20 protein-coding genes are annotated in these 25,546 nt (G+C 68.9%); 8 read left to right on the top strand and 12 right to left on the bottom strand.

The features are described 5' to 3' along the window. Positions 1-361: 361 nt before the first annotated feature. On the bottom strand, positions 362-568 hold the full coding sequence (locus ABGB18_RS29045; protein WP_347698799.1) for a hypothetical protein: 207 nt from the start codon (positions 566-568) through the stop codon (positions 362-364). A 153-nt stretch (positions 569-721) separates the two neighbouring features. Between ABGB18_RS29045 and ABGB18_RS29040 the strand changes: the two genes are divergently transcribed. Next, the gene (locus ABGB18_RS29040) at positions 722-895 is read left to right on the top strand and encodes a hypothetical protein (protein WP_347698798.1); all 174 of its coding nucleotides are present in this window, start codon (positions 722-724) and stop codon (positions 893-895) included. A gap of 213 nt (positions 896-1,108) precedes the next feature. Here ABGB18_RS29040 and ABGB18_RS29035 read toward each other — a convergent pair whose 3' ends face one another. Continuing rightward, entirely contained in the window at positions 1,109-2,146 is a 1,038-nt protein-coding gene (locus ABGB18_RS29035) for an acetamidase/formamidase family protein (protein ID WP_347698797.1), read from the bottom strand. A gap of 528 nt (positions 2,147-2,674) precedes the next feature. On the opposite strand from ABGB18_RS29035, the gene ABGB18_RS29030 reads away from it, so the two are divergent. Then, entirely contained in the window at positions 2,675-4,306 is a 1,632-nt protein-coding gene (locus tag ABGB18_RS29030) for a CocE/NonD family hydrolase (protein WP_347698796.1), read from the top strand. A 243-nt stretch (positions 4,307-4,549) separates the two neighbouring features. Here the strand turns inward: ABGB18_RS29030 and ABGB18_RS29025 are convergent, their stop codons facing one another. Next, the gene (locus tag ABGB18_RS29025) at positions 4,550-4,756 is read right to left on the bottom strand and encodes a cold-shock protein (protein ID WP_103960032.1); all 207 of its coding nucleotides are present in this window, start codon (positions 4,754-4,756) and stop codon (positions 4,550-4,552) included. A 754-nt stretch (positions 4,757-5,510) separates the two neighbouring features. Between ABGB18_RS29025 and ABGB18_RS29020 the strand changes: the two genes are divergently transcribed. Continuing rightward, positions 5,511-6,533, top strand: coding sequence for an STAS domain-containing protein (locus tag ABGB18_RS29020; protein WP_347698795.1), 1,023 nt, complete (start codon positions 5,511-5,513; stop codon positions 6,531-6,533). A 439-nt stretch (positions 6,534-6,972) separates the two neighbouring features. Here the strand turns inward: ABGB18_RS29020 and ABGB18_RS29015 are convergent, their stop codons facing one another. The 6 genes from ABGB18_RS29015 to ABGB18_RS28990 form a co-directional block, all read right to left on the bottom strand. Then, positions 6,973-7,212, bottom strand: coding sequence for a hypothetical protein (locus tag ABGB18_RS29015; RefSeq protein WP_347698794.1), 240 nt, complete (start codon positions 7,210-7,212; stop codon positions 6,973-6,975). 402 nt (positions 7,213-7,614) lie between these two features. Beyond that, positions 7,615-8,457, bottom strand: a complete 843-nt coding sequence (locus tag ABGB18_RS29010) for an alpha/beta hydrolase (RefSeq protein WP_347698793.1) — start codon at positions 8,455-8,457, stop codon at positions 7,615-7,617. 2 nt (positions 8,458-8,459) lie between these two features. Then, on the bottom strand, positions 8,460-11,972 hold the full coding sequence (locus tag ABGB18_RS29005) for a protein kinase (RefSeq protein ID WP_347698792.1): 3,513 nt from the start codon (positions 11,970-11,972) through the stop codon (positions 8,460-8,462). A 570-nt stretch (positions 11,973-12,542) separates the two neighbouring features. Further along, on the bottom strand, positions 12,543-13,238 hold the full coding sequence (gene prfH, locus ABGB18_RS29000; protein WP_347698791.1) for a peptide chain release factor H: 696 nt from the start codon (positions 13,236-13,238) through the stop codon (positions 12,543-12,545). Next, positions 13,235-14,419: an RNA ligase RtcB family protein gene (locus tag ABGB18_RS28995; protein WP_347698790.1), complete on the bottom strand. Its 1,185-nt coding sequence runs from the start codon at positions 14,417-14,419 to the stop codon at positions 13,235-13,237. Before ABGB18_RS28995 ends, prfH begins: the two co-directional genes overlap by 4 nt. Before the next feature lie 327 nt (positions 14,420-14,746). Further along, entirely contained in the window at positions 14,747-14,956 is a 210-nt protein-coding gene (locus ABGB18_RS28990; RefSeq protein WP_347698789.1) for a hypothetical protein, read from the bottom strand. A 15-nt stretch (positions 14,957-14,971) separates the two neighbouring features. On the opposite strand from ABGB18_RS28990, the gene ABGB18_RS28985 reads away from it, so the two are divergent. After that, on the top strand, positions 14,972-15,853 hold the full coding sequence (locus tag ABGB18_RS28985) for a GNAT family protein (RefSeq protein WP_347698788.1): 882 nt from the start codon (positions 14,972-14,974) through the stop codon (positions 15,851-15,853). A gap of 280 nt (positions 15,854-16,133) precedes the next feature. On the opposite strand, the gene ABGB18_RS28980 is transcribed toward ABGB18_RS28985, so the two are convergent. After that, positions 16,134-17,426 carry an MFS transporter gene (locus ABGB18_RS28980; RefSeq protein WP_347698787.1) on the bottom strand — a complete coding sequence of 431 codons (1,293 nt, stop codon included), beginning with the start codon at positions 17,424-17,426 and terminating at the stop codon, positions 16,134-16,136. A gap of 463 nt (positions 17,427-17,889) precedes the next feature. Here ABGB18_RS28980 and ABGB18_RS28975 point away from each other — a divergent pair, with 463 nt between their 5' ends. Further along, positions 17,890-18,123, top strand: a complete 234-nt coding sequence (locus tag ABGB18_RS28975) for a hypothetical protein (protein WP_347698786.1) — start codon at positions 17,890-17,892, stop codon at positions 18,121-18,123. 83 nt (positions 18,124-18,206) lie between these two features. Here ABGB18_RS28975 and ABGB18_RS28970 read toward each other — a convergent pair whose 3' ends face one another. Next, a complete protein-coding gene (locus tag ABGB18_RS28970; RefSeq protein ID WP_347698785.1) occupies positions 18,207-19,076 on the bottom strand; it encodes a fumarylacetoacetate hydrolase family protein in 870 nt (289 codons plus the stop codon). A 37-nt stretch (positions 19,077-19,113) separates the two neighbouring features. Next, the gene (locus ABGB18_RS28965) at positions 19,114-20,376 is read right to left on the bottom strand and encodes an NAD(P)/FAD-dependent oxidoreductase (RefSeq protein ID WP_347698784.1); all 1,263 of its coding nucleotides are present in this window, start codon (positions 20,374-20,376) and stop codon (positions 19,114-19,116) included. A 57-nt stretch (positions 20,377-20,433) separates the two neighbouring features. Between ABGB18_RS28965 and ABGB18_RS28960 the strand changes: the two genes are divergently transcribed. The 3 genes from ABGB18_RS28960 to ABGB18_RS28950 all read left to right on the top strand — a co-directional run bounded on the left by ABGB18_RS28960 (position 20,434) and on the right by ABGB18_RS28950 (position 25,322). Continuing rightward, positions 20,434-21,210, top strand: a complete 777-nt coding sequence (locus ABGB18_RS28960; RefSeq protein ID WP_347698783.1) for an IclR family transcriptional regulator — start codon at positions 20,434-20,436, stop codon at positions 21,208-21,210. Between the two features lie 110 nt (positions 21,211-21,320). Then, the gene (locus ABGB18_RS28955; protein WP_347698782.1) at positions 21,321-22,400 is read left to right on the top strand and encodes a cupin domain-containing protein; all 1,080 of its coding nucleotides are present in this window, start codon (positions 21,321-21,323) and stop codon (positions 22,398-22,400) included. Between the two features lie 636 nt (positions 22,401-23,036). Beyond that, complete coding sequence (locus ABGB18_RS28950) at positions 23,037-25,322, top strand: polysaccharide lyase 8 family protein (RefSeq protein ID WP_347698781.1); 2,286 nt, start codon at positions 23,037-23,039, stop codon at positions 25,320-25,322. The last annotated feature ends 224 nt before the right edge of the window (positions 25,323-25,546 follow it).

The following is a 25,546-nucleotide window of genomic DNA, read 5'->3' as shown; positions in this document are numbered from 1 at the left end:
TCGACACTGAGGTCTACCGACCGGACGGCCGGCTGCGGATCAGGACCCAGGTGCGCGGATCTTGCTCGACGGTGACTGGTGGAAGCGGCGGGGCCGACCTCGTCGTTCCGGGGGACACGTGTGTTGACCGGGGGCCGGGTTTCTGGCGTCGCCGTGGAGGAAGGCCAGGCGGTTGTCGGTGAGAACCGAGTCGAGACGGGCCAGGTTGCCGGTTTGCCGTCAGTTTGTCGAGTGCGGTTGCTCTGATGTTCTCGTGCTTTGCGGGCAGGGTGCTCATGTCATGGGGTCCGAGGATTTCGGCGCCGATGTGAGCTGATTGTTGAGCAGCTTATCCTATTCGTTTCTCGAATTTGTCGGGGGCTTAGTCCCAGGTGCTGTCGTCGGTGGTGGCGCTCGGGGTGTCCCAGGTGCTGTCGGAGCTGGTGACGCTGCTGGAGGAGCGGTCCCAGGTGCTGTCGGCGGAGGCGGGGGCGGCGTTCAGGGTGAAGATTCCGGCGATGATTCCGGCGCCGATGACGAGCGAGAAGCGGGAGACGCGGCGGGCCTTGGCGGAAGCGGTGAGGATCATTTCTTCGGTCCCTTTGTGAGTTGTTTGTGTTTCGTTCTCGCACAACCAACTCTGCGCTTTCGGCAATCGCCGAACCAGACGAATGGGAGGCAGTAAGCTGCCCCGGCGCGTCCGCTTCCTGCCAACGGGTGCCCCCGGGCGCCGCCTGGAGGCGTGCGGTGCCTCGGACGCATCGGCATCATGGGCGGCTCGTACGGCGGCTGCGCCGCGCTCGCCGCGGTCACGCCCGACTACTTCGCCATGAACCCGGTGTCCGGGCTACTTCTCGCGCAGGGCGGTGTCGATCCAGCGGGCGGCACGCACCGCCCCGTCCCTGATGGGCGGTAGTGCCGTCAGGTCCGGCTCCTCGTGCACGGTGCGGTGCCACATCTCGTGCCACGAGCCGGGCGTCCACCGCCCCGGCCGTGAAGAACCCGCTCACGGTCCGGGCCAGGCTGATCTCTCGCGCGAACCGCTGCCGGAAGTCCTCACGCTGAGGACAGGCCGATGGGCCGGCCGCCACTCATCTGGGCGACCGGCCTCCTGTACACCGAGGTGAGATCAGCGGCGGCCTTTGAAAACGCTCTTGGGGATGTATCCGGTCACGACCTGGGTGCGGTCGACGACCTCGGCGTTGTGGTAGTTCACGGCGATCGAGGCGAACGAGTAGGCCTTGGGGACGGTCATGCCTCGGGTGGTGACGAGGAAGTCGACGGTCTTCTCGACCGCGATCCGCATGGCGCGGTCGAGGTCCCAGTGGATGCCCATCATGAGCCAGTGGTCGTCGGTCTCGGCCCACGGCAGCTCGGTTTCCACATTCTTGATCAGGGTGATGCGGAACGTGCCGGCGAGTGAGTGCTCGACGGCGGTCCCGCTGACCTCGCCGTCACCCTGGCAGCTGTGCGGGTCACCGATGAAGATCTGCGCGCCCGGCTGGAAGACCGGGAGGTAGAGCGTCGTTCCGACGTTGAGGTCGCGGACGTCCATGTTGCCGCCGAACTTGCCCGGAGGCGTCGAGTTCTGCACGCCGGTGGCCGGTGGCGCCGCGTCCTCGGTGTTGCCGATGAACTCGCCCGTCGGCGAAGCGACCGCGATGATCCCCATGAACTTGTGGGTCGGAATGATGATGTCGTCGGCGAAGAAGACGACCTCCTCGCCCCGGTACATGCCGGTCCGGTAGAGGTGGGTGCGGACGTCGGGCCAGACGCCGGCCGGCAGGCCGGGCGGGATCTCGGCGGGTATGTCGAGGCCCTCGTCGCCTTCACGCCAACCGGGGTAGAACGTGGCCATGACACCGCCGGTCGGGGCGGTGTTGTTGAAGCCGTAGGGCACTCGGGTGTCGATGTCGAGGATGTCGATGGCGATGGTGTCGCCTGGCTCGGCGCCCTGGATGTAGATCGGGCCGGTCAGGACGTGCCCGCCGTACTGCCTGTCCGTGGCCTGGCGTTCGGGGAGAGTCTCCCAGAACGCCAGCCCGTCGGGCAGGATCTCGTGCGGCTTGACCCCGAATGCGCCGAAGTAGTCGCGCGGGTGGATGGCAGGGTTGGTGAAGCCCTGGTGGGAGAGGGTGTCGACGCGGACGGTCTCACCCGATCTCATCGTGAGGCCGGGCTCCCAGCCGATCGGGTAGCCGCCCCAATGTAATTTGTCCGGTGTGGACCTGAGGTGGTGGTCCCACTTCGCGGGCTTGGAACCGCCACGGCCGTCCTTGTCGGCGGGCGAGGCCTGGGCGGGGGCGGCGACGCCGGTCGCGAACGTTGCGGCCAGACCGGCGGCGAGCAGGCTCCTCCGGCTTGCCGAGCTCCAGTGGTCGGTGGAAATGGGAAACTCCCATCGTTGACGATGCCGATGATCATCGGGTTCGCTTCACGGTCGCCGTCCGATGTTTCGGCGGCATGACGGTCGTGCAAAATCCCGTCAACCAGCCCAAGGCCCTCATCCACGCCGGCAAGTGCGCACGACCACTCGGCCGGCCAGCATCTCCGTGACCGCGCGATCATGATCCATTCCGAGAACGGGGTCATGGGGCCCGTGCGGCCGTCGGCACGGTCGTCACTGACATCGGCGTGTTCGACGTGCGGAGGACCCGTACCACGGGTGCCGGGACGCAGCTCATAGCATGAGGTCATGGGGTGGGCTCGTCGGCTGGGGGCGGCCGCGATGCGGTTGCCCCGTGGTTCCCACCATGTCGCCGTGCAGCGGGACTTGGCCGTTCCGGTCGCGGAGGGCGTGGTTCTGCTCAGCGATCACTACCTGCCGGTGGGGTTGGAACGTTCCCCGACCATCCTGGTCCGCTCGCCGTACGGCCGGCGCGGTCCGTTCGGAATGCTGTACGGTTACGTCTTCGCCGCGCACGGCTTCCACTCGGTGGTGCAGAGCGTCCGCGGGGGGTTCGGCTCCGGCGGAGCCTTCGATCCACTCGGCGACGAGCGCGATGACGGCCTCGCCACGGTGGAGTGGCTGCGGGCGCAACCGTGGTTCGACGGCTCGTTCGCCATGTTCGGCCCCAGCTATATCGGTTTCGCCCAGTGGGCGATCGCCGCCGAAGCGGGTCCCGAGCTGAAGGCGATGGCGATTCAGGTGACCGCGTCGCAGTTCCACGACGCGATGTACTGCGGGGGCGGCTTCGCCTTGGAGGCCACGCTGACGTGGGTCGATATGACGGTCCGGATGGAGCGTCCGCTCTCATGGCTGACCGCGGATTTCGTCTCGCCCCGCCGGGCCCGGCGCGCCGCGCTGTCGGGCCGTCCGCTGGCCGAACTCGACGCGCTCGCCACTGGGCGGCAGAGCAGGTTCTTCCAGGAGGTGCTGCGGAACGGGCCGCAGACGCCGTTCTGGGCCGGGCGCGATTTCAGCGCCGCCGTGGCCGCGGTTGAGGCGCCGGTGAACATGATGGGCGGCTGGTACGACGTCTTCCTACCGTGGCAGCTCAAGGACTACGCGGCGCTGCGCGCGGCCGGCCGGCGGCCCTACCTCACGATCGGACCCTGGTCCCACTCCGACGGCCGGATGATGCGCGCCGCGGTGAGCGAGGCGCTCACCTGGTTCCGCGCCCACCTCGCCGGCGATCCCTCGGAGCTACGGGAGGACCCCGTCCGGTTGTACGTCACGGGAGCCGATGAGTGGCGCGAGTTCTCCGACTGGCCGGTGCCCGGCATCCGTGAGGAAAGGTGGCGGCTTCAGCCCGGCGGCGGGCTCGCCCCGGTGGATCCGCCCCAGTCGGCCCCGGACACCTACCGGTACGATCCTGCGCATCCGACGCCCTGCATCTCCGGCCCCTCGATCGCCGGCCACGGCAGGCCGGCCGACCAGCGCCGGTTGGAGAGCCGCCACGACGTGCTCACCTTCACCGGCCCGGTGCTGACCGACGATCTGGAGATCATCGGCCCCGTCAGCGCGGAGCTTTACGTGCGGTCCGACCGCATGCACACTGACGTCGTCGTACGGCTGTGCGACGTCGGCCCGAAGGGCGAGTCGCTCAACCTGTGTGAGGGTATGCGGCGGCTTGCGCCGGCCAGGCCGGAGCCGGACGGTGACGGCGTGCGGCGGGTCGAGGTGGAGCTCTGGCCGGCCGCGCACCGTTTCCGCACCGGGCACCGCGTCCGGCTGCACGTGTGCAGCGGCGCCTACCCCCGGGTGGCCCGCAACCCGGGCACCGGCGCCGCCCTCGGCACTGCCACCCACCTGCTCACCGCGGATCAGGCGATCTTCCACGACCCGGGCAGGTCCTCCGCTGTTGTGCTCCCCGTCGTTGGCTAGAAACACAGCACCATGGCCCGGCATCGCGTCCGGAGGCCATGGCAGCGATCGCATCACGTTCTCCGTGGACGACCCATTCGAGAACATGGAGGAAGCGGCCAACTGGGTCGAGACGTACGACATCCGCGAAGACGATCGATCCAAGATCGCTTACGGCAACGCGAAGGGGACTGCGCCGAAATCAGCTCGGACCCGTCCCCACGTGCTGGGGGACGGGTCCGGCCTCGTTTGGCATGCGCCAGGTCAGGCGGCGACGATGTTCTCCGCCTGCGGGCCCTTCTGGCCCTGGACGATGTCGAAAGACACCTTCTGGCCTTCGGTCAGCTCGCGGTAGCCGCCGTTGGAGACGATGTTGGAGTAGTGCGCGAAGACATCGGCGCCGCCGCCGTCCTGCGCGATGAAGCCGAAACCTTTTTCGGAGTTGAACCACTTCACGGTTCCGGATGCCATGTCGATCTCCTTAGATAAGTGCAGAAACCAACGGAATTCGCATGTCGTGAACTCCGTGTCGCCGCGATGAGCCCATACGGAAATGACCGGCAAAGAAAAACGCGCCCGAGGATCACACTCTGCAGGCGCGCACAAAGTCTTTATGGGGACCACAACTGCAACACCCAGCATCTTAGCACAAGCCACCGGCGCACTATGGTGAGGTGTTCTCGTCCATTGCGGCGCGTGGCGAGGTTTCCCGGTTCCGTTGGTGACTCGCCGGCTCGCGCCCTGCCCCCGACCTGGCCTGGCCTGGCCCGGCCTGGGAGTGTGCCGGGGTCGCGGTTGGTTCCGACGACCCCGTGGCCGTTCTCGGAGTGAGCGTCCGCACGCGATCGTCGCTCTGGCGGGGGCTCGGGCCGCAGGTCGATACGGGCCTCTGAGGACACCTGATCCGCCGTTCCGGGGCCGCTCCCGAAGAGCTCGGACCGAGGCTGAGGTGTGAGGGGCTGTGAGAGGCGAGGGCGGTGGGCGCCGAGCCGGACGACGGACGTGGTCCCCTGCTGCCGTTCCGGTGGTCCATTGTCGCAGGCCCCCGGATGGGCTCGAAAGTCAACGGCTTTTTGCTTCCAGAAAGGAATAATTTCATCATTCGGCGGTAGGGTGAGAGCACCGAGGTTTTTCGAGCGTTGGCATCCAGGTCGGCGTCGCCCCCGGCGATAAAAAATCGGGCCCCCGTCGTAGAGGTGGTGAGGCCGGAGACAGGCCAACGATCATGACACCCATACTGCTGGCGTACCCTGCACTGCCGACGCAACCCGCGCCGCTGAGCGCCGTTGCCGATGCGCCGCCCGCGATCGACTCCGCGATCGACTCCGCGGTCCGGCTCTGGCTGGATCCCGTCCTTTACCGGCAGCGCGTCACAGCCGGAGTTTGGTGGCCCCACACTCGTGACGCCGCCGCCGAACTGCCTGACCTCATAGCCGAGGTCGACCAGCGGCTGGGCGGGGTCACGCTGCGCGTCGGCCTTCATCCCGATGGCTGGGACGGCGTCCCGGACCGACTTTCCGCCCGCGGCAGGGAGATCGGGGTGGACTGCCCGCGCGAGGCCGATCTCCACCTGATCGTCCTGACCTTCGCCGAGGCCGAAGCCGTCGCGCTGCTGGTCGTCCCGCCTGACGCGGAGCCCTGCCAGGCGATGCTCCCGCCGAGCTCGCGCCGGCCCGCCGAGCCGGCCACCTCCGCGCCGCGCGCCCACGCCTCGGCCGACCGGGAGAACGCCGACCGGGAGAACGCCGACCGGGAGAACGCCGACCGGGAGAACGCCGACCGGGAGAACGCCGACCGGGAGAACGCCGACTGGGAGAACGAGGGCGGATACGTCATCGACCCGGGTCCACAGGACCCGTCCCGCCCGCAGCCCGGTGGAGTCTGCCGAGAGCCACATGCCTCTCTCCGCCGATCGGAGGATCGCATGACCGTCACCGACGCCTTCCCACTCGGAAGAGCTGACCAGTCGGCGCCGACCACTGTCCGCCTCTCCGGCGAGATCGACATCTTCACCAGCCCAGCGCTGCGCTCGCGTCTGCTGGACATCCTGCGGTGCAGCACGAGCCTGCTCGTTCTCGACCTGTCCGCGGTCTCCTTCTGCGATGCCGCGGGACTGGGCGTCATGGTGGGCATCCAGCGCCGCGCGCGACTGATGGGCATCACTGTGGTCCTGACCGCGCCACGCCCGTTCATGTCCAGACTGCTGCACATGACCGGCCTGGACCGCAGCCTGCCGATAGTGACGTGAACCCGGAGTTGCCGGCGTAGCTCCCGTACTTGGCTACGGAGCGGTCGGGTAATCGATCGAGGTCCCGTTCGAGGGCCGTGCCGGGCAGTGCTCGGGGCGTTACCACCATTGATCTGGTGGATTCGGAGGTGTCCGCGGCCGGGTGGTGTGCGTTCGATTCGGCGGCGAAGGGATGACCTCGTCGTGCTGGGCGACCAGTGTGTTGACCGGGGGCCGGGTTTCTGGCGTCGCCATGGAAGAAGGCCGGCGGTCGTCGGTGAGAACCGAGTCGAGACGGGCCAGGTTGCCGGTTTGCCGTCAGTTTGTCGAGTGCGGTTGCTCTGATGTTCTCGTGCTTTGCGGGCAGGGTGCTCATGTCATGGGGTCCGAGGATTTCGGCGCCGATGTGAGCTGATTGTTGAGCAGCTTATCCTATTCGTTTCTCGAATTTGTCGGGGGCTTAGTCCCAGGTGCTGTCGTCGGTGGTGGCGCTCGGGGTGTCCCAGGTGCTGTCGTCCAGGTTGGAGGGGGTGTCCCAGGTGCTGTCGGAGCTGGTGACGCTGCTGGAGGAGCGGTCCCAGGTGCTGTCGGCGGAGGCGGGGGCGGCGTTCAGGGTGAAGATTCCGGCGATGATTCCGGCGCCGATGACGAGCGAGAAGCGGGAGACGCGGCGGGCCTTGGCGGAAGCGGTGAGGATCATTTCTTCGGTCCCTTTGTGAGTTGTTTGTGTTTCGTTCTCGCACAACCAACTCTGCGCTTTCGGCAATCGCCGAACCAGACGAATGGGAGGCAGTAAGCTGCCCCGGCGCGTCCGCTTCCTGCCAACGGGTGCCCCCGGGCTCCGCCTGGAGGCGTGCGGTGCCTTGGACCTGGGGCTCCGTGAAGAGGGCGGGGCCGTGCGCGCCGATGTCCGTGGCGCGGGAGCGCGAAAAAGATGACAGGGGTCGCCGCCGGACAGGGCCCAGTCGATACGTGCGCCGCTTACGAGCTGGACGCGCTACGGGTCCACCGGCTCGACGTCTCCGCCAGGCCGCCCCCGGCCATGCACCGTGGCCCAAGCGGGTGGTCAGGGGCAGGACGGGTCACGTCGTCCGCCGGCCTGTCACCGCGTCCCTGTCACTGCTGCTACATCGGCGCAGCTCAAATAGCTTCGTACGGTGTGGAAGTCCCACTTGGCAATGGTCAGGGCGGGGTTCTCCGAAACCACCCCGTCGAAGGCGCTGCTCAGCCCGGTCCGTGGCACCGCGACGAGGTCGCCGATGTCGGCCAGGTTGATCCACTCGCTCACACCGGGTGGGCGGCTGCCGCGGCTGCCCGGTGCGGGGTCGAGCCGGTCGAAGACGACGCCCGGCATACCGAGCGGGCTGCCGAGGGTGACGAGGCGGTCGACGCGCAGTTCCGGATGTGCCCACAGTGCCTCATAAACCACCACGCTGCCCAGTGAATGGGCCACGACGGTGACGGCCTCGTCCTGCCGGGCGGCGGTGCGGATGGTCTCCGCGACGGCGTCGCGGGCAGCCAACCTGCGTCTGCCGTTCGGTGTTTTCAGGTACGAGGAGACCTCCCTGGCGAAGATCATGGCGAATCTGCGGGCCGGCTCTCCGTAGTGGGCGGTCAGCCAGTCGACTGCGGCGCGCGCCCGAATCGTACGGGTGCCTTGGGAGATCACGGGAGCTTCCCGCAACAGTTCGACCCAGTCGGTGAGAAGGGTTTGCGCGTCCTCGTCCAGCTGAGTGATGTCGGCGCCCTGCGCGGTGCCCCGGTGCAGGTGGTGGGCGTAATAGGCGACTCGGACGGGTGCGTCGTCCGGCTTTCCCCGGGCGGTGGTGAGCCCTTCACGCAGCCAGGCCGTCCAGTCCGAACTGATCGCCGCGGTGGCCACGGTGGCATCCCGGCTCGAACGGTAATAGCTGTAGTTCCAGATCCCGTGCACGCCGACGATCATGGTTATAGGTCTCCGGTGTAGGCTCGAGTGGGCAACTCGCTGAGTTGGGGCATGGGTCTCAGCCGGACATCTTGCTTGCGGCTGGTTCTGCCGCGTATGGCGTGCAGCCGCTGCCGTGCCAAGGTTGCGGCTTTCTGGGGTGCCTTCGACGAGGGAAGCCGGTCGGCGGGCTCGAAGCTCAGCCACTGGGAGGTCAGCATGGCGATTTCGGCGGGGACACCGGACGCCAGCTCATGGATGGGCGTGGGGCGGCCGCCATCTCGTAGGAAGCGGGCGATCTGCGGAGCGTGGGCCGGTCCCAGTCGATCGATCATTGGAGGCAGGCCGGTGATCAGCCAGTAGAGTACGGCGCCTACCCCGTACAGATCGGCCAGGGGCGTGCACCACCCCGGTGGTCTGAGGATCTGCTCGGGGCTGGCGAAGAACGGCGTGCCACCCGCCATGGCCTCCCGTCGCGGGTCTTCCGTGCGGAAAGGGGTCGACAGGCCCCAGTCGATGAGCCGGACTTGACGCCCCTCCAGCACGACATTGCCTGGCTTGACGTCCAGATGGACGAAGCCCTGGCTGTGCGCGGCGGTCAGGCCCGCCAGGATCTGGTCGCACAAGTTCAGGCAGCCGAACAGGGTGCGAGGTCTCGATCGGGCGGAGAAGTGCAAGCTCAGGCTGCCCGGTTTGTAGTGGGGCATCACCAGGTAGGCGAAGTCGCGGTCTTCGCCCTCGTCGAGGATGGATCTGATCCCGGGGTGTGAGATGTTGACCCGCGCGTCGTTGCGCAGTGCACGTCTGCGTCGGAGGCCGGCCTTGGTCGACGAGCCGTGCCTGCCGATGGGTGCGAGCTTGACCAGCACCTCCTCGTCCGGGTTCCCGACCCGGTGCGCCGTCCAGAGCGAGCCGCGCACCCGGTCTGCCGTGTCGGGCGGAGCAGTCAGACGCCAACACCCGCCAAGCACCAGCCCGGGCTCGGGGCGCCAGGCTTCGGCTGCGTAGATCTCGTCCAATCCGCCGGGTGAGAGCCTGTCCTCGCCCGCTGGACTCTGGGCGATCTCGTTGCGTGCGTTCGTGCCGGACGAGGCCGGACGGTGCCGTCCGCGGACATGGGGACCAGGCTGCCCGCGATCGGGCGATGGCGGCCGACGTGGCCGCGTGAAGGTAGGGCCGGTCTGGTCACGGTCGGGTGGCGGTGCCAGGCGTGGCCGCATGGGGGAAGGGCCGGTCTGGTCGCGGTCGGGTGGCGGTGCCCAGCGCGACAGCAGGCCAGCGGGGCCGGTTTGCGCGCGGTCCGCATCCTCGGCGGGTTGCCGCATGTAGGCCGATATCTCGAGTACGTTCTGGGGCACCACGGTGACGAGCTCCTCCAGACGTTCCGCGTCTGCGGCGTGCTGGAGCAGGTGCCGTACGACATAGGGTTCGCCGGCTGTCCAGTCCAGCCCGTCCGGGGTCCGGAGCGGGGCCATCAGCAGATCGAGGAAGTCGGAGACCTGAAAACGTTCGAACGCGCGCACGCCCCGCCCTTGACCACGTCCCAGCAGGTGGTCGGCGAGGCCCTGGTGGAAGAGCCGGTACAGCGTGGTGCCGTCCTCGTCGGTGGACTGGCGCAGGTAGAAGCGCCCGGCGTCGAGCACGTTCCGTAATTCGCCGATGTCCGGTGGCGGGAAGTCGCCCAAGTAGGCCCGGCACACGCGGCGCAGCACCGACAGCGGCATTCCGTTGCCGTAGGTGCGGGCCAGCGCGGACAGCAGAGGTCTGAGCAGGGGCGGCATCCCGTGATTGAGGTCGAGTGCGAGCACCTCCGGCAGGCTGCGCGGGGCGCTTTCGCCGTACTGACGGGCGAAGTCCGCATCCTCGATCGCGTCGTCGATCGTGGTCGCCACCATGTGGCGGGTGAACAACCCCGCCACCAGGTATTCCCCCCAGCGATGGCGTACGCCCTGCTCCGGTGCGGCGGAAAGCGACGCCGCGACGCCCCTGGCGAACGAGTTGCGGACCGCTTCGCGGCCGGCATAGGCAGTGCTCGCCTTGAGCAGTTCGCTGACGTACTCCTCCAGATCGTCCTCCAGCACTTCCCGCGATTGGTCGTCCAGGTCGGCCAGGTAGCCGTCGCGCTTGGCCAGGTTGCGCAGCGGTAGGTAGTCGCCGTACTTCCGGACGCCGACGATCAGCCGCGAGGCCGCCGTACCGTCCTGCCGTACCGTCCGGGCGAGCGGAATGACCAGCTCTTCCATCACCAGCGGCCCATTGTCGGCCTCATCGAGCGCATCCAGTATCAGCGCCGGCGGGGTCGGCAGAGCCGCGATCGCGTCGACAAGATCGTCCGGGAAGTCCATGGCGGGCAGGCTGAGCTGCCTGGCGAAGGAAGCGACGATCTCGTCCAGCCGCCTGCCGCGACCGTGTACGGCCGCGAAGGGGCCGCGGACGGTCATCAGCGCGCGGCTGACGTGCTGCCACACCAATCGGGTGCTTTCTGCGAGCCCCTGGTGGAACGCGCAAACGAGCACGCCGAGCAGTGCCGACTTGCCGACGCCCGGACTGCCGGTGACGACGCCCAGGGTCGTGGCCGTCCCCGTGCCGCGAGGCTCGGTGCCGAGCAGCCAGGACAGCCGGCGCAACTCCTTGCGGCGACCGGTGAAGCAGCCCGAGGGGGTGGAGAATCCAGGCGCGCGGCGGAACGGGCTGACTCCGGAGGCGCGTTCGATGAAATGGCGGGCGTCGAGTGCTTCGTCGAGGTCGTCGAGAAAGGGCAGAAGGCCGGCATCGAGGCCGGCCCGCAGCCGCCGCCCCGGATCGTGCGGATCATGTGCCGGGTTGGGGAAGAAGGCCAGGTCGGTCAGGTCGGTAGTGGAGTCGACGAGAGTACCGGTCACCTGCTGGCGATCGGCGTCGGCCTCGTCGGCGAGCCGGTTGACCTCTTCTCGCACCGCCCGGGCTACCGTGACATAAGGGACGTACGGAAGTGCCGGATCGATGTCGAGGTCACCCTGTCCGACCTTTCGGAGCACGTTGATGACGGCCTGGGAGAAACGGCCGTCGAAGGCGGCTCGGTCGCTCGCACAAGCCGCCAGCACCCAAGCTCGGGCGCGTCCGTCGGCCAGTGCCGCCTGCCAGGGTAATCGTGCCGCGATCCCGGACTGACACAGGTCGAGCAGGAACAGGACCAGTGCCCCGTCGGAGCCGCGCTCCACCTGCCGGAGCCAGTGCTCGACCTCGGTCAGTCCATCGGCCGGTTGCCCGTCGGTACCCGGTATCCACAGAGCGCCGGTACGTTCCTCGACTCTGCCATGGCTGATCACATGTATGACCATCACGGCGTCGGCTTCTCGCTCCTTGAGCTGGCTCAAGACCAGATGACCGAGTTGCTGGGTGGGCAGGTCCGCGTGTGTCCTGGCGACATAGCCGAGCTGTTCCAGCGACTGGGCGAGCTCTTTGGCCAGCTCCCCGGCGAACGGCAGGTCATCTTCGTCGTCCGTGCCGTCGGAAGAATGGGACCCGACCCCGATGGACAGTGCACGCCTACGCACGTCACCTCCCACGGAAATGCTCGATTCCACGATAGTCGCGTGAGGTTCTGTGAGAGGGCGTTCCGCTATTCGGTACGGCGGGCAGAGGCCGCCGTACCGAGTCCTTGGCGGCGCAGATGGTCAACCAGCGCCTCGGCGTGCCGCGACGGCACGAAGGCTGGAAGCCCTGAAGTCTTTCGTGAACGAGTCGCTCAACCATTCGGTAAGCCATTCGGCAATGGTCATGTTGTGCGGCGACAATGCCGAACGTTCCGCTCCGGCCTCTGCCGCCGGGCCGAGCTGGTTCGGCTGGAGGTGGGGGCCCATGGGGTCCCATATCCACATTTTCCCCAGAGAATCACGTCAATCCACCCAGCGACCAGATCGCAGTCCCCCAATTGCACAGCCAGACCAGGCCGGGAGGGACAAGGGCATCCGGGCCGGAGCTCCATATCTCGTGGCATTGGACTATGTCGGTCGATTGGCCGGTGTATTCCATAGGGAGCCCGAGGACGCCATGGCCCGGTCCTGGCCCCCCATTGGTCGCCTCCAGGTAGAGCCGGCGCAGTAATGGCGGCAAGGAAAATCCTATTACCCGTTCAGCCTCGGCGACCGCAGCCGGGGATGCGGGTGCGGCCGTTGCTGGTAGGTCTGCTCCTGTGGGTCCTGTTTCGACGTTTCGGGGCGTTCGACGCGGGTGGGGTTGCCGCGTACGAGCTCGTCGTGGATGTGCCAGCGGGCGGTGGTGGCGGCGCGCTCTGCCGCCTCGTTGCCGTGCTCGATGCGCTGTCGCAGCAGCCGCATGGCGATGCGGCGGTTGAGGCTGAACTGCCGTTCGGTGTCGGCCACGACGACGATCCCCGTGGGCCGGTGGGTCGCCCGTACCGCTGTGCTGGCCTTGTTGCGATGTTGGCCGCCGGGGCCGCCGGTGCGGCAGGCGACGATGTCGACGTCTGCTTCCTCGAACCGCGTACGCGGGGCGTCGAGCCGGCACGGCCGGGCGATGACGTACCAGTTCTTGCGGCCGGTGTTGGTCCGGTAGGGGCTGGGGGCCTGCCAGCACAGGGTTCCGGTCCACGAGGCGGCGAAGGCCTCGGCGCCGTCACCTGTGATCTGGACGAGGGCCGATCGGTAGGTGCCGGGCCGGTCACCGGGAACGGTTTCGGCCCGACGGGTCTCTAGGCCCTGCCGGGTGGCGTCGGCTTCCAGGCGGTGCAGCAACTTGGCCAGTGCCCAGGCGCATTCCTGCGGGCCGCGCCCGGCCGACAGGAGCAGGTGGACGCTCACGGCCGGCCTCGCTTGCGGCGCTGGTCCCGGTGGTCCCTCTGAGGCGTGGACCCGAGGTCGGCCGTCTTGTAGGTGACCAGCGGGATCGTGGTGGCCACGGGCGTGGCCAGGTCGTGGGCGACGAGGTCGTTGATCACTTGCTCGATGCGCTTGTAGGCCGCCGGCGCCTCCTCGAAGAGCAGTTGGCGGTCGCCGCACACCACCAGAGACCCCACCGGGGTGCGGCGCAGCTCCTCGACCGTGTGCTTGGCCCGGCCCCGGCGCAGGGCGTCCGCCCGCGACATCTTGCGGCCCGCGCCGTGCGCCACGGAATGGCCGGCCTCCGGTCCGGCGTGGGCGGCCACGAGGTAGGAGGGGGTGCCTCGCGTACCGGCGATGAGCACGTCGCGGCCGTCACCCGGCGCCGCCCCCTTGCGGTGCAGGTAGCCCCCGTCGCGGATTTCGACCAGGTTGTGGCACTGGTCGACGATCGGCTCGGTGGGCTCGGTCCCCAGCGCGTGGGCGACCCGGGCGGCCATCAGCCGCCGGTTGAGCGACCCCCAGCGTACGGCGTCGTCGTGCATCGCCAGGTAGGCGTCGGGATCAGGGGCCGGGCCCGCGCCGTGGACCTCGGTGTGTGCCCGCAGGATGCGTTCGCCCAGCCCGCGGGAACCGCTGTGGACGATGAGGACCAGGTCGCCGGCGGCGAGTCCGAGCCGGCTCGCGTGCTCCGGCTCCAAGACGGTCCCGATCCGCGCCAGCTCGGCGAAGTGGTTGCCCCGGCCCACCGTCCCGAGGCCCTCGACGTGGCCCGCGGGAATGTCGCCCTTCACCACGGCCCAGGCCGGGTCGTCGGCATCCCGCCCGGGATGCAGCGCGCGATCGAGGTCGGGGAACCGGGCGGCGAGCCTCTCGGGTACGGCGCGCTTGAGTTTGATGGGGAACACGGCGATGCCGCAGCCGATGTCGGAGCCCACCAGGAACGGGTAGAGCCTGGTCGAGGCCATGGCGGCACCGATGGGGGCGCCCTTGCCGGGATGCAGGTCCGGCATGGCGGCGACGTGCGTCATGCCGTCGAGGGCGGCCACCTGGTGGCACTGCGCGAGGGCATCGGACTCGATCCAACTGGTGGGGGAGGCGAACACGGCGACGGTGGCCGAACCCGTGGACAGGAGATCTTTCTGGGAGGGTTGCTGAGACAAAGACGCTCTCTTTGCTGAACAGAGGTGTGGGTGGGCGGCCTCGCGGCGCGGATCGGCGCCGTGGCATCGTGGAATGGGGCGGGGTGCTGTCCGTCAGAGCATCATGGACACCACGTTCCCCTGAGCCCGTCATGTGGGGCAAGCGATTTTCGGTCATACGGGCGGATATGCCGGTGCGCACCCCATCAGCGGTGATTGAAAAGGGCCTGTCAGGATCGGTGCGATGTGGTGGGTTGTGAAGGCGCGTCGACGCCGGTTGCCGTCAAGGAGCGGTGGTTTCCGGGGACCGCCGCTTCCACCCGCGTGGGCCCGGCATCGCGTGCGCCATCAGCCGCGCACCCGAGACCGCTCCACCTCCAGCACCGCAGTCAACGCCGCGTGTACCCGCCCCACATCGATCGTCGTGACCGTGTACGTGGCGACGCCGGCCACAACAAACGGATCCTCGGCGGCCATCCGCTCGGCAGCCACACGGTCGACGCCGTATGCCACGATGGCCCCGCCCAGGGCCGAGGGCACAGTCTGCCCCGACAGCAAGAACCTGCCATCGCGATGATGACGTTCCAGGAATTCGACATGAGCGGCGACGAATGGCTCCGCCCCTTTTGGCTGACCGGCGTGGCTGAGCCTGACTGGTATGACCGGTATGACCGCCGGGTCGAGGACTTCCGGCTGCCCAAGGCGCTGCCCGCGCGCATCGAACAGGCTGAGGTCTTCGGAGCCGACGGTATCGCCCTGCTCAAGGCGGCCTATGACTGTCGTGAGCAAGTTCAGTTGATCAATCACTCCAAAATTCGTTGGACGTCTGTCGGACAGTCTGCGACCATCCGCACGGTGACAGATGAAGCCGATCGCCAGACGTCGTTCCCCACCAGTCCGAAGCATGTGCGCTTTGTCGAGTTGTCGAGCACCGCGATGTCCGCTCTGCTCGATGGGGATCTGCCCACAGCCAGCAATACGGCTGGGGTCGCTCTGACCGACTACTTTGTGACAGACACAGCACGGTGGCTGTGGCGGTTTCGGATCGACCAGATGGCCGCCGACCCCGGCCACGCACGGTGGATGGTGCGGCAGGTGGTAACCGGGCCTGAAGGCGGCGTCATCGGTCACGCCGGGTTTCACGGACCGCCCGATGAGGCGGGCATGGTAGAGATCGGCTACTCGGTTGCTCCCGACTTCCGTCGCCAGGGGTATGGCCGAGCCATCCTGATCGAGTTGCTGCGTCGGGCCGCGGCCGAACCGGCGGTCAAGACCGTACGGGCGACGATTAGTCCCGACAACGTGGCGTCCCTGGCCACGATCGCCGGCTTCGGCTTCGTCCAGGTCGGAGAACAGTGGGACGAAGAGGACGGTCTCGAACTCATCTTTGAAGTCCCTGCCAGCCGCAGCTGCCAGGTGCAACCGGCCGGTGAAGGTTACCGGTCACAGCATTAGCGACCAAGGGCCGGCATTGGCAGCGGACCGCGTGGGCTTGTCGTTGATCGCAGTTCGCCGCCAGTCAGCCAGCCAAGATCAAAGGCTTGGGATGATCCCCGACCTGATCCTCATCCCGAGCTCCGCCCTCATCCTGCTGCTTTCAGCGGTAAAGCCGGCTCGGCATACAGCTCCTAGCACGGGAAAGGCCCCGTGACCACGTTAGCGATCACGGGGCCCTTCCCGTGCGATCTACTTCGCCAACAGCGTCGGTGAGGAAGGGCGGGGCCGTCAGGAGCTCCTAGGTTGTCGCGGCCGCGGCGCGGCGGGCGCGTTCGGCGCGGGCGTGCTCGTCGGTACGCGCGTCGTAGCGGCGGAAGCCGGGCAGCGCCACGCTCAGCAGCGCCACGGCGCCGACGCACATCAGGCCGCCCACCCCCAGCGAGAACCTGGCGCCGCCCCACTGGGCCATCAGCCCGGCCCTGGCGTTGCCCAGCATCGGGCCGCTGGAGTAGGAGAGCAGCTCGATGCCGGCCAGCCTGCCGCGCAGCTCGTTGGGGATGGTCTGGTTCCAGATGATGTCGCGGAAGATGCCGTTGACCATGTCGGCCGCGCCGGCCAGTGCCAGGCAGGCGAAGACCGCCCAGACGTTCGGTACGACGGCCGCCAGCGCGGTCGCGACGCCCCACAACGTCGCACCCAGGATCACGCCCAGGCCGTGGCGGTGCACCTTGGACATCCAGCCGCCGGTGATCGAGACGACCAGGGAGCCCACCGCGCCCGCGGAGTAGAGCAGCCCGAGCGCCTGCGGCGCGCCCAACTGGTCGGCCAGGAACGGGAACAGCGCCGTCGACATGGCGAAGACCATGGCCGCGATGTCGACGAGGTACGTGCCGATCAGATCGCCGCGACCGGCGGCATAGCGCACGCCCTGGACCAGCGACTTCAGCGACGCGGGCGCGGCGTCCTCGGCGGGCGGCCGCGCGCGGATCCGCCAGAGCAGCAGCAGCGAAACCACGAACGTCAGGGAGTCGAGGCCGTAGGCCACGGCCGTGCCGAAGGCCGTCACCAGCAGCCCGCCCGTCGCCGGGGCGACGATCGCACCGAAATTCCAGCGCAGGCTCGTCAGTACGGCCGCCGCGCCGAGCTGGTCGTGGCGCACGACCTGCGGGATGAGCGCCTCCATGCTGGGCTGTTGCAGGCTGGCGACGCCCGACGAGAGCGCGCCGACGACGTACAGCACCCAGACCTGCGGATGGGGCAGCATCGAGTTGACCATGAGCATCGCCGAGGTCAGCAGCAGCCCCAGCTCGCTCAGCAGGATGACGCGGCGCCGGTCGAGCGCGTCGGCGATCGCCCCGCCCCACAGGCCGCAGACCACCATCGGTACGAACTCGGCCAAACTCACCAGGCCGACCGCGACGTACGAGCCGGTCAGCTCCTTCATCTGGTACGGCACCGCCACCACAGTGAGGAAGGTGCCGAACATCGTGACGACCCCTGAGGCCATCAGCAGCCGGTAGTCGCGCGAGTCGCGGAGCGGGCCGAGGTCGGGCACGAGATGCCGGAGCAGACGTTTCAGGGGGTGGAACACGAGACCTCATTGTCCCCTGATGCCGTCGATACGGGTGAACGGCTTATCCAGGCTTATTTCGGCACAGTGCGCCAGGCCATGCCGTCCGTCGAAGCGGATCAAGCCCACGACCTCGACGCCCCGGCGAGCACCCGTCTGAGCTGGGGTATCACGCCACGCCGAGGTGTCGCGGTCTTCCATATTTTGCCTGTGACTCCCGTCACAGCGGCTCGGTCGCGCTCCGTGATTGACCTGTAACGGAAGATAGATGTAGTGCCATCATGCGTGGCACGACAAATCACATCAGGTCGCCACCATTGGCGCATTCCTATCTAACCGACAAGCCGCAGGTCAGGCAGGGCAAGCGCTGATGCGACGGGAACACGCGATCGAGGTTCGGGCTGGACGCAGTAAGTTCGGTTCATCACTCCAAGTGACGCCCTCTGCACACCACAGGGGACCAATCCATGACGAGGAGGTCGGCATGAACCCACCATCGGGTCAATCAGCTCCGGAGACTCTCCCCTGGCACAACACTCCAGGCGAGAAGGCCCTGCTGTCCGTTCGCTCGGCCCTGATCTTCACGATCGCCGCCATGATCGGCGCGGCCGCGGGCGCGCTCGGCCTGTGGGCGAGGTTCTCCGCTCCGGAGTTGATCATCGCGGCCTGCACCGCGTTCGGCTCCGCCGTGGCCCTCCTCAACGCGATCATCAGTTGACGTGCCTCGGCCACGCCGGTCCAGGCTGCCGATCACGGCGGCGGCCCGCAGGGGGTCGGGTGGGGCCGCCGGCGGGCGCGAGGTCAGCGGACGCCGACGGTCATCGAGCCGATCGACGAGATGGTGGTCGAGAGCGTGTCGCCGCGTGAGATCGGGCCCACCCCGGGAGGGGCGCCGGTGAAGATGAGGTCGCCGGGCATCAGGGTCATGATCCGCGAGGCGTACGAGACGATCTCCGGGACCGGCGTGATGAGGTCCCGGGTGTGCACGTGCTGGCGGCGTTCGGTGCCGTTGCGGACCAGCTCGATCTCCATCGCGTCCCACGCCGCGGCCTCGTCGCGCGTCGTGATCCACGGCCCGAGCGGGCTGAAGGTGTCGTAGCTCTTGCGGCGTGAGCGGTCGCCCTCGCTGCGTACGGTGATGTCCAGGCCGATCGTGTAGCCCAGCACCGCGTCGAGCGCGTCCTCGACCGGGATGTCCTTGCCGCCCCGGCCGACCACGATGACGAGCTCGGACTCGTGGTGGATCTCGAAGCCCCGGCCGACGATCTCCCGCGGGAGCACGATGTCGTCGTTCGGGCCGGAGAGCGAGGACGGCGCCTTGAGGAAGACGTCGAACCGCATCATCCAGTCGTGGACGGCCCCGAGCGTGCGCGACTGCACGCCGTGCATCTCCTCGACGTGCTCGCGGTAGTTGCTGGCGCACGCGACGATCTTGGAGGGGTTGAGCGCGGGGGCCAGCAGCTCGACGGACGCGAGCGGCCTGCGCCGCGCGGGGTCGGCGGCGAGCTTGTCGAGCTCCGGGCGCAGGTCGTCGAGGCCCCCGGCCAGCCCGCGCCACCATCCGGCGGTGAGCGGGTTCGGGTCGTGGCCGGGTACGGCCGGTGTGACGTCGGCGATCTCCTCACCGACGACGGCTCCCAATCGGTGGTCGTCGAAAAGGGCGAGCTTCATGGGGTTCCTTCGGTCGGAGGTTGGGAGGGAGGGAAGGTTAGGCGTGCCCGTCGGCGAGTACGGCGGCGAGGCGGCTGTGCGTCTCCGCGGGCGCCAGCCCGACTCCGAAGCGCCTGACGCTGTCGAGCAGGGACACCCTCCGGAGCCACTGGCGGGCGCGGTCGGGGTCCGCGGCGGTCTGCTTCAGTTCGAGCTCGCTCTGCCTGCGCAGCTCGGGGTCCTTCTCGCGGAGGCGGTCGGTGTTGCGCTGGGTGTCGGCCTGGACGTGCCCGACGGCGATCTGCCGGCGTACGGCGGCGAAGGCGTCGAGTTCCGCGTCGAGGTCGGCGCCGTCGTGCCGGATCCGGATGAGCCGCCGGGTCAGGTCGAAGGCGTCGTGGATGCCGCTGTTCAGGCCCACGCCGCCGACCGGGCTGTTGAGGTGCGCCGCGTCGCCGATGAGCGCCACCCGCCCGGTGCGGAAGGTCTCCGCGACGCGCTGGTGGATTCGGTAGATCTGAGTGTCGATGACGGGATACTCCTCGTCGCTGTGCGCGACGGCCTGGAGGTGGCGCTGGATCTCCGTGTCCGACAGCGCGGTGGCGTCGTCGACGTCCGGGGGAACCGGCCAGAGCACCCGCCACGCGTCGGGGGTGCGCAGGATGAACAGCCACTCCTCGGGGTCGGAGATGTAGTTCACCTCGGCGATCCCCGGCAGCTTGACCTGCATGTCCCATGGCGTGCTGACGATGAGGAAGCGCTCCTCGTACGTGATGCCCTCGAAGGTCAGGCCGAGGCTCTTGCGGACGGTGCTGCCCGCGCCGTCGGCCCCGATGAGATGGTCGCCGGTGATCGTCTCGACGCCGGACGGCGTGCGGACGGTCAGTTCGACCCCGTCCCGCGTCTGCCGTACGTCGTGGGCCTCGGTGCCGAAGCGCAGGGTGACGCGGGGGTCGGTGCGCAGGCGTTCCCAGAGGAGGCTGACCAGCCGCTGCTGGTTGAGCTGGAGGCGGTAGGGGAAGCGCGTCTCGTCGGCGAGAAGCGTGAGGTCGAACTCGGCGATCAGGCCGGTGCGCCGGTCGCGGAACTGGTAGCGGGGCACGCGCAGGCCCTCGGCCAGCATGGGGGGCGTGATGTCGATCTCCTCAAGGAGTTCGAGGGTCGCCGCGTGGAACGTGGAGGCGCGCCAGTCGGGCTGGGGCTCGGGGGAGCGCTCGACGATGACGGTCTCGATTCCCGCGTTCGCCAGTGCTGCGGCGGCGGTCATCCCCACCGGCCCGGCCCCGACGACGATGACGGGCCCTCGCTTCTCGGTCACCATGTGGGCACAATAGCTATAATTCCTCGAAGTCGAAAAAACAATCCATAGGATTCCTCTATGCCGAATAGTGACCAGTCCGGCCCGGCCGGCCTCAGCTCGGTCGAGAACGCGCTACGGATCCTCCTGCTGCTGAGCGACCGCCCCAGTCTCCGGGTCGCCGACGCCGCCACCGAACTGGGCATCGCGCGCTCCACCGCGCACCGGCTCCTGACGACGCTCAGGGAATACCAGTTCGCGGCCCAGGACAAGGCCAATGCCGCCTACCGGATCGGTCCCGTCCTCACCAGAATCGGGCTGACGGCCAACCGGCGAATGGACGTCCGCAGCGCGGCCGGGCCGGCGCTCGAACGGCTGAGGGAGCAGACGGGGGAGACGATCAGCCTGTCTGTCCTGGAAGGGCGTGACGTCCGCTTCGTCGACTGCCTGGAGGGGACCCGTTCGGTGCGGGTCGGCGACCGTACCGGTCTTGTGCTGCCGGCCAGCTCGACGGCGGGCGGGAAGGCGATCCTCGCGGCCCTGCCGGAGGAGGACCTGGAGCGGCGCTTCCCCGACGACGGGCTGCCCACGCTCACGCCGTCGGCGCCGGCGACCCGCGAGCAGTTGCGGGCCGAGCTCGTCGGCGTACGTCGCGACCGCTTCGCGCTCAACTCGGAGGAGAGCGAGAGCGGCATCAGCGCCGTGGCGGCGGCGGTGTGCGACCCGTCGGGCGCGCCGCTCGGGGCGATCGCCATCGTGGTGCCCGCCAGCCGCTTCGACCGGGCCGCGGCCGAGCAGTGGCTCCCGGCTCTCTTCGACGGTGTGAGAAGGACCGAGGAGATCTTGAGCAGGGCCTGACGGGCCCAAGGCGATGATTGTTCCGCTAGTGGCCGTCGCCCTGCGCGCCAGGTCCGCCTCGGCCGCGAGCGTGCCGGCCGGCTCGCTCACCTGAAAAGGAGAAAACCACCATGACCGTTGAAATCGAGCAGGCGCTCGAGGTGTTCTACCGCGACGTCGACGCGGTCGGCCTGACCCCGCTGTGGACCATCACCGAACAGCTCCTCACGCCGGTCCCGAAGCCGAAGTCCATCCCGTGGCTGTGGTCCGCGAACACCTACCGGCCGCTCGCCGAGCGCGCGATCGAGCTCGTGCCGATCGAGCGGGGCGGCGAGCGCCGGGTGCTCAGCCTGCGCAACCCGGGCCTGGGCGGGCGTCCCTACGCGGCCGGCACCCTGTGGGGAGCCGTGCAGTGCCTGGGGCCGCGCGAGACCGCCCCGGCGCACCGGCACACGCCCGGCGCGATCCGTTTCGTCCTGGAAGGCGAGGGTGTGTTCACCACAGTGAACGGCGACGCCTGCGACATGTACTCCGGCGACCTCGTCCTCACCCCGGGATGGGCCTGGCACGACCACAGCAACACCGCCGACGCGTCGATGCTCTGGTTCGACGGGCTCGACCTGCCGATGATCGAGGCGCTCGACGGCGTGTTCTTCGAGCCCCACCCGGACAACAACCAGCGGGTCGAGGGGCCGCACAACCGCTCGGCGGCGCAGTACGGCACCACCGGCATCTACGCGGGCGGCCGGGCGGCCGAGACCCTCGACCCGGCGCCGTCGCCGCTGCTGGTCTACCGCTGGGCGGACACCGAGGCCGAGCTGGAGCGCCGCGCGGCAGCGAGTCCCGAGGCCCCCTCGGTGTCGGTGGAGTACGTGAACCCGCGATCGGGCGCCAGTGTCCTGCCGACGCTCGCCTGCGGCATGCTGCGGCTCGTCGGCGGCCGGGCCACGCCGCCCCGGCGGCAGTCCGGTAACCAGGTCCTCGTCGTCCACCACGGCACCGGGTACAGCGTCATCGACGGTCAGCGGTTCGACTGGGGCCCGGGGGACATGTTCGTCGTCCCCTCGTGGTCGGCGGTGGAGCACCACGCGGCGGAGACCGCCGACGTCTTCGTGCTGAGCGACTCGCCCGTGCTGCGTGCCCTCGGCATCTTCCGGGAGCAGGAGCTCGCCGAGCCGCAGAGCGTGACCTCCACCTTCACACCCCAGTGAGCGGGCGAGCGCTGCCGGGGCGATGTTTCATTATGAAGAATACCCTGCCCGTTATATTCCGCTGAGTGCCACATCGTCATAGCATCGCGAGCGATTGAAATCCCTGCGACGACACGTTCTTCCTGGTCATGGTCGTGCCGCGCGGCGGACGGCCGGGCGGCCGCCCGAGACCACCAAGGAGTCGGTTGAGCATGGACGTCGCTGTCGTCGGCCCGGGGATCGGCGGCCTCGTACTGGCTCTGGAGTACATCGAGCAGCAGAACCGGCCGCTCTGAGCCGGGTGGACGCCGGTTCGCCTGGCGGCGAATCGGCTGTTCTTGCCCCGCTACGCGGGCTGGTCGGCTTCATCTCCGGTCTGAAGGCCGGAGCACTGCCGACGATTCTGGTAGCGGCCGCAGGACATCCTCACGGCGGGCGACGTGACCGGCACTGGGCACGTCCTCACCGGCGCGCCCGGTCATCCGACGGACGGCGTCGCTCAGTTCGTGCTGTCACGGACGCGGCGGCTTTGGCGTTGACGCGGTTCTGGGGCCGGCGTTCGTGCGTCGGCTCCCATGTCGCCGAGTCGAAATGGTCACCCGTCTATCGACATATGATCGTTTCGTTTGCTACTGCCCGGTTGACGGAAAGGCCCTCATGATCCACCCCCTCAGCCGGCGGTCCGCCCTGCTGGGCTCCGCGGCCGTGGCCGGACTCGCCCTCTGGGACAGACCGGCCGAGGCGGTGGGCGGCGCCGCGTTCGACGCCGCGCGTGAGCGGTGGGTGAGCCTGCTGGCCGGCGGGTCGTACGACGCCGCCTATGCCGGACAGACGCGGGCGATCGAGGGCTCGGCCAACGCGGTGCTGCGCAAGCTCCAGCCTGCCCACGGTCGCCCGAGCCTGTGGCCCGACCTGCCGCTGGATGACCCGCGGACGGGCAACTTCAACCGCGCCTACAACCGCATGCGCACCCTGGCGCTGGGCTGGGCCACGCCGGGCACCGCCATGCACCGGGACGCGCGGGTCGCCGAGACCGCGGCCAGGGCGCTGGACTTCCTGTACGAGCACGCCTACCACGAGGGGCTCGACCTGCGGGGCAGCAACTGGTTCTGGTGGGAGATCGGCGTGCCCCGCGCGCTGACCGACACCTGCGCCCTGCTGTACGACGGCCTGCCCAAGGACCGTCTCAAGCGCTGGCTGCGCCCGTTGCGCCGCTGGTGCCCCGACCCGGAGCGCCGCGTCAGTCACCCCGGCGTGGTCGAGACCGGCGCCAACCGGGCGAGCAAGGCCATGGCGGTGGCGATGCGCGGATTGCTCACCCACGACGCGCGCCTCGTCAAGCGGGCCAAGAACGCGGTCTCCGATCTGCTGCGACCGACCAAGGGCCCAGGCGACGGTTTCTACCGCGACGGGTCGTTCATCCAGCACGACGTGTACCCCTACACCGGCAGCTACGGCGTGGACTATCTGGAGAGCGTGGCCGAACTGATCGCCATGCTCGCGCAGTCACCGTGGGAAATTCCCGACATCGCGTACGTCTACGACATCGTGGATCGCTCCTTCGTGCCGTTCGTCTTCGACGGGCTGATGATGGACTGCGTACGCGGCCGGGCCATCTCACGTCAGGGCCACCGCGACTACCACTCGGGGCAGAAGGCGGTCGAGGCCATCCTCACCTTGCTGGAGGCGGCCCCCGAGCGCCATGCCCGGCGCTGGCGGCCGCTGGTGAAGGGCTGGCTCACCCGTAACCAGGCCATCCCCTACGACACCCTCGCGCCGCTGGCGAGCATCGCCAAGGCCAAGGCCCTGCTGGCGGACCCGTCCGTGCCGGTCGGCCCGCGTACGACGGGCACGTACGTCTTCGCCGACATGGACCGGATCGTGCACCGCCGTCCCACCTGGGCCTACGCGATCGCGATGAGCTCCGAACGCATCGGCGCGGCCGAGGCCATGAACCGGGAGAACCTGCACGGCTGGTACACCGGCGACGGCATGACCTACCTCTACACCGGCGACCTCACCCACTGGAACGACGACCTGTGGCCCACGATCGACCCGTACCGGCTGCCGGGCACGACGGTGGACACCCGCAGACGCGCCGACCTCCACGGCAAGCGCCGACTGCCACCCACCCCGTGGGCCGGCGGCGTGGCGCTCGACGGCGAGTACGGCGCGGCGGCCATGAAGCTGGTCGCCGACGGCTCCTCGCTGCGGGCCAAGAAGGCGTGGTTCCTGCTCGACGACGCGGTGGTCGCCCTCGGCACCGGCATCGCCGCCTCAGATGGCCGCCGCATCGAGACCATCATCGAGAACCGCAACACCCATGGCTGGCATCCGCCGCTGAGCCGGGGCGACGGCTGGGTTCACCTGTCCGGGGTGGCCGGCTACGCGCTGCTCGACGGCGCCGACGCGAAGGTGATCCGCGAGGAGCGTACCGGCCGCTGGCGGGACATCGACGAGGGCGCCACCACAGGTGGTGACAGGACCCGCGTCAGCAGGCACTACACGACGATCCTCATCGACCACGGCGTCGATCCGCGCGCGGCGCGTTACGCCTATGCCGTGTTGCCCGGCGCCTCCGTCGCGCAGACCGCGGCCTACGGCCGGCAGATCGAGATCCTTGCCAACTCGGCAGCGGTGCAGGCCATCTCCCGCAACGGCCTGCTCGCCGCCGTCTTCTGGCGCGCGGGGACCGTCAAGACGGCACATGGGCGGCTCGCCGCCGACGGCCCGTGCGCGCTGCTGGTCCGCCGCGATGGCGAGCACGTACGGCTCGCGGTCTCCGACCCGTCCAGGACCGCCGACGAGGTGAAGATCACGCTGCCCTGGGCGGTGAAGTCGGTCAAGGAAGGCGACCGCGGCGTACGCAAGGCCAGGAAGGCGCTCAAGTTGGACGTCGGTGGCAGCCGCGGGCGGGCCCGCAGCGCGGTGGTGCGCGTCTGAACCCAGCGGGTTCCCCGAGGCTCACTTTGCCCGGTTCCCGGGCTGGACACGTGCCGTCGGCACATACAAAGAAGCGGACGCCCCGTAAGGAGCGCCTGCTCTGCTGGTGACGCCGCCCAGGGCGCTGACGCGCCGGCCGATGTGCCTGGTGGCGTTCGGGTACGCCTTCACCCCGCCGGTGTTGGGTTTCCGCTGATAGTGGTTCGCAAGGACGTCGCGGTGGT

Source organism: Nonomuraea sp. B12E4, from assembly GCF_039871825.1.
Taxonomy (GTDB): Bacteria; Actinomycetota; Actinomycetes; order Streptosporangiales; family Streptosporangiaceae; genus Nonomuraea.
Note: the sequence above shows the minus strand (reverse complement) of the source record. Positions and strands in the feature narration are given on the sequence as shown.

Coding starts and splice junctions, on each gene's coding strand:
- ABGB18_RS29020 (WP_347698795.1), top strand. CDS start 5,511: ATGACACCCATACTGCTGGCGTACCCTGCACTGCCGACGCAACCCGCG.
- ABGB18_RS28975 (WP_347698786.1), top strand. CDS start 17,890: ATGAACCCACCATCGGGTCAATCAGCTCCGGAGACTCTCCCCTGGCAC.
- ABGB18_RS28960 (WP_347698783.1), top strand. CDS start 20,434: ATGCCGAATAGTGACCAGTCCGGCCCGGCCGGCCTCAGCTCGGTCGAG.
- ABGB18_RS28965 (WP_347698784.1), bottom strand. CDS start 20,376: ATGGTGACCGAGAAGCGAGGGCCCGTCATCGTCGTCGGGGCCGGGCCG.
- ABGB18_RS29045 (WP_347698799.1), bottom strand. CDS start 568: ATGATCCTCACCGCTTCCGCCAAGGCCCGCCGCGTCTCCCGCTTCTCG.
- ABGB18_RS29010 (WP_347698793.1), bottom strand. CDS start 8,457: ATGATCGTCGGCGTGCACGGGATCTGGAACTACAGCTATTACCGTTCG.
- ABGB18_RS29025 (WP_103960032.1), bottom strand. CDS start 4,756: ATGGCATCCGGAACCGTGAAGTGGTTCAACTCCGAAAAAGGTTTCGGC.
- ABGB18_RS28970 (WP_347698785.1), bottom strand. CDS start 19,076: ATGAAGCTCGCCCTTTTCGACGACCACCGATTGGGAGCCGTCGTCGGT.
- ABGB18_RS29035 (WP_347698797.1), bottom strand. CDS start 2,146: ATGAGATCGGGTGAGACCGTCCGCGTCGACACCCTCTCCCACCAGGGC.
- ABGB18_RS29015 (WP_347698794.1), bottom strand. CDS start 7,212: ATGATCCTCACCGCTTCCGCCAAGGCCCGCCGCGTCTCCCGCTTCTCG.
- ABGB18_RS28950 (WP_347698781.1), top strand. CDS start 23,037: ATGATCCACCCCCTCAGCCGGCGGTCCGCCCTGCTGGGCTCCGCGGCC.
- ABGB18_RS29030 (WP_347698796.1), top strand. CDS start 2,675: ATGGGGTGGGCTCGTCGGCTGGGGGCGGCCGCGATGCGGTTGCCCCGT.
- ABGB18_RS28985 (WP_347698788.1), top strand. CDS start 14,972: ATGATGACGTTCCAGGAATTCGACATGAGCGGCGACGAATGGCTCCGC.
- ABGB18_RS28955 (WP_347698782.1), top strand. CDS start 21,321: ATGACCGTTGAAATCGAGCAGGCGCTCGAGGTGTTCTACCGCGACGTC.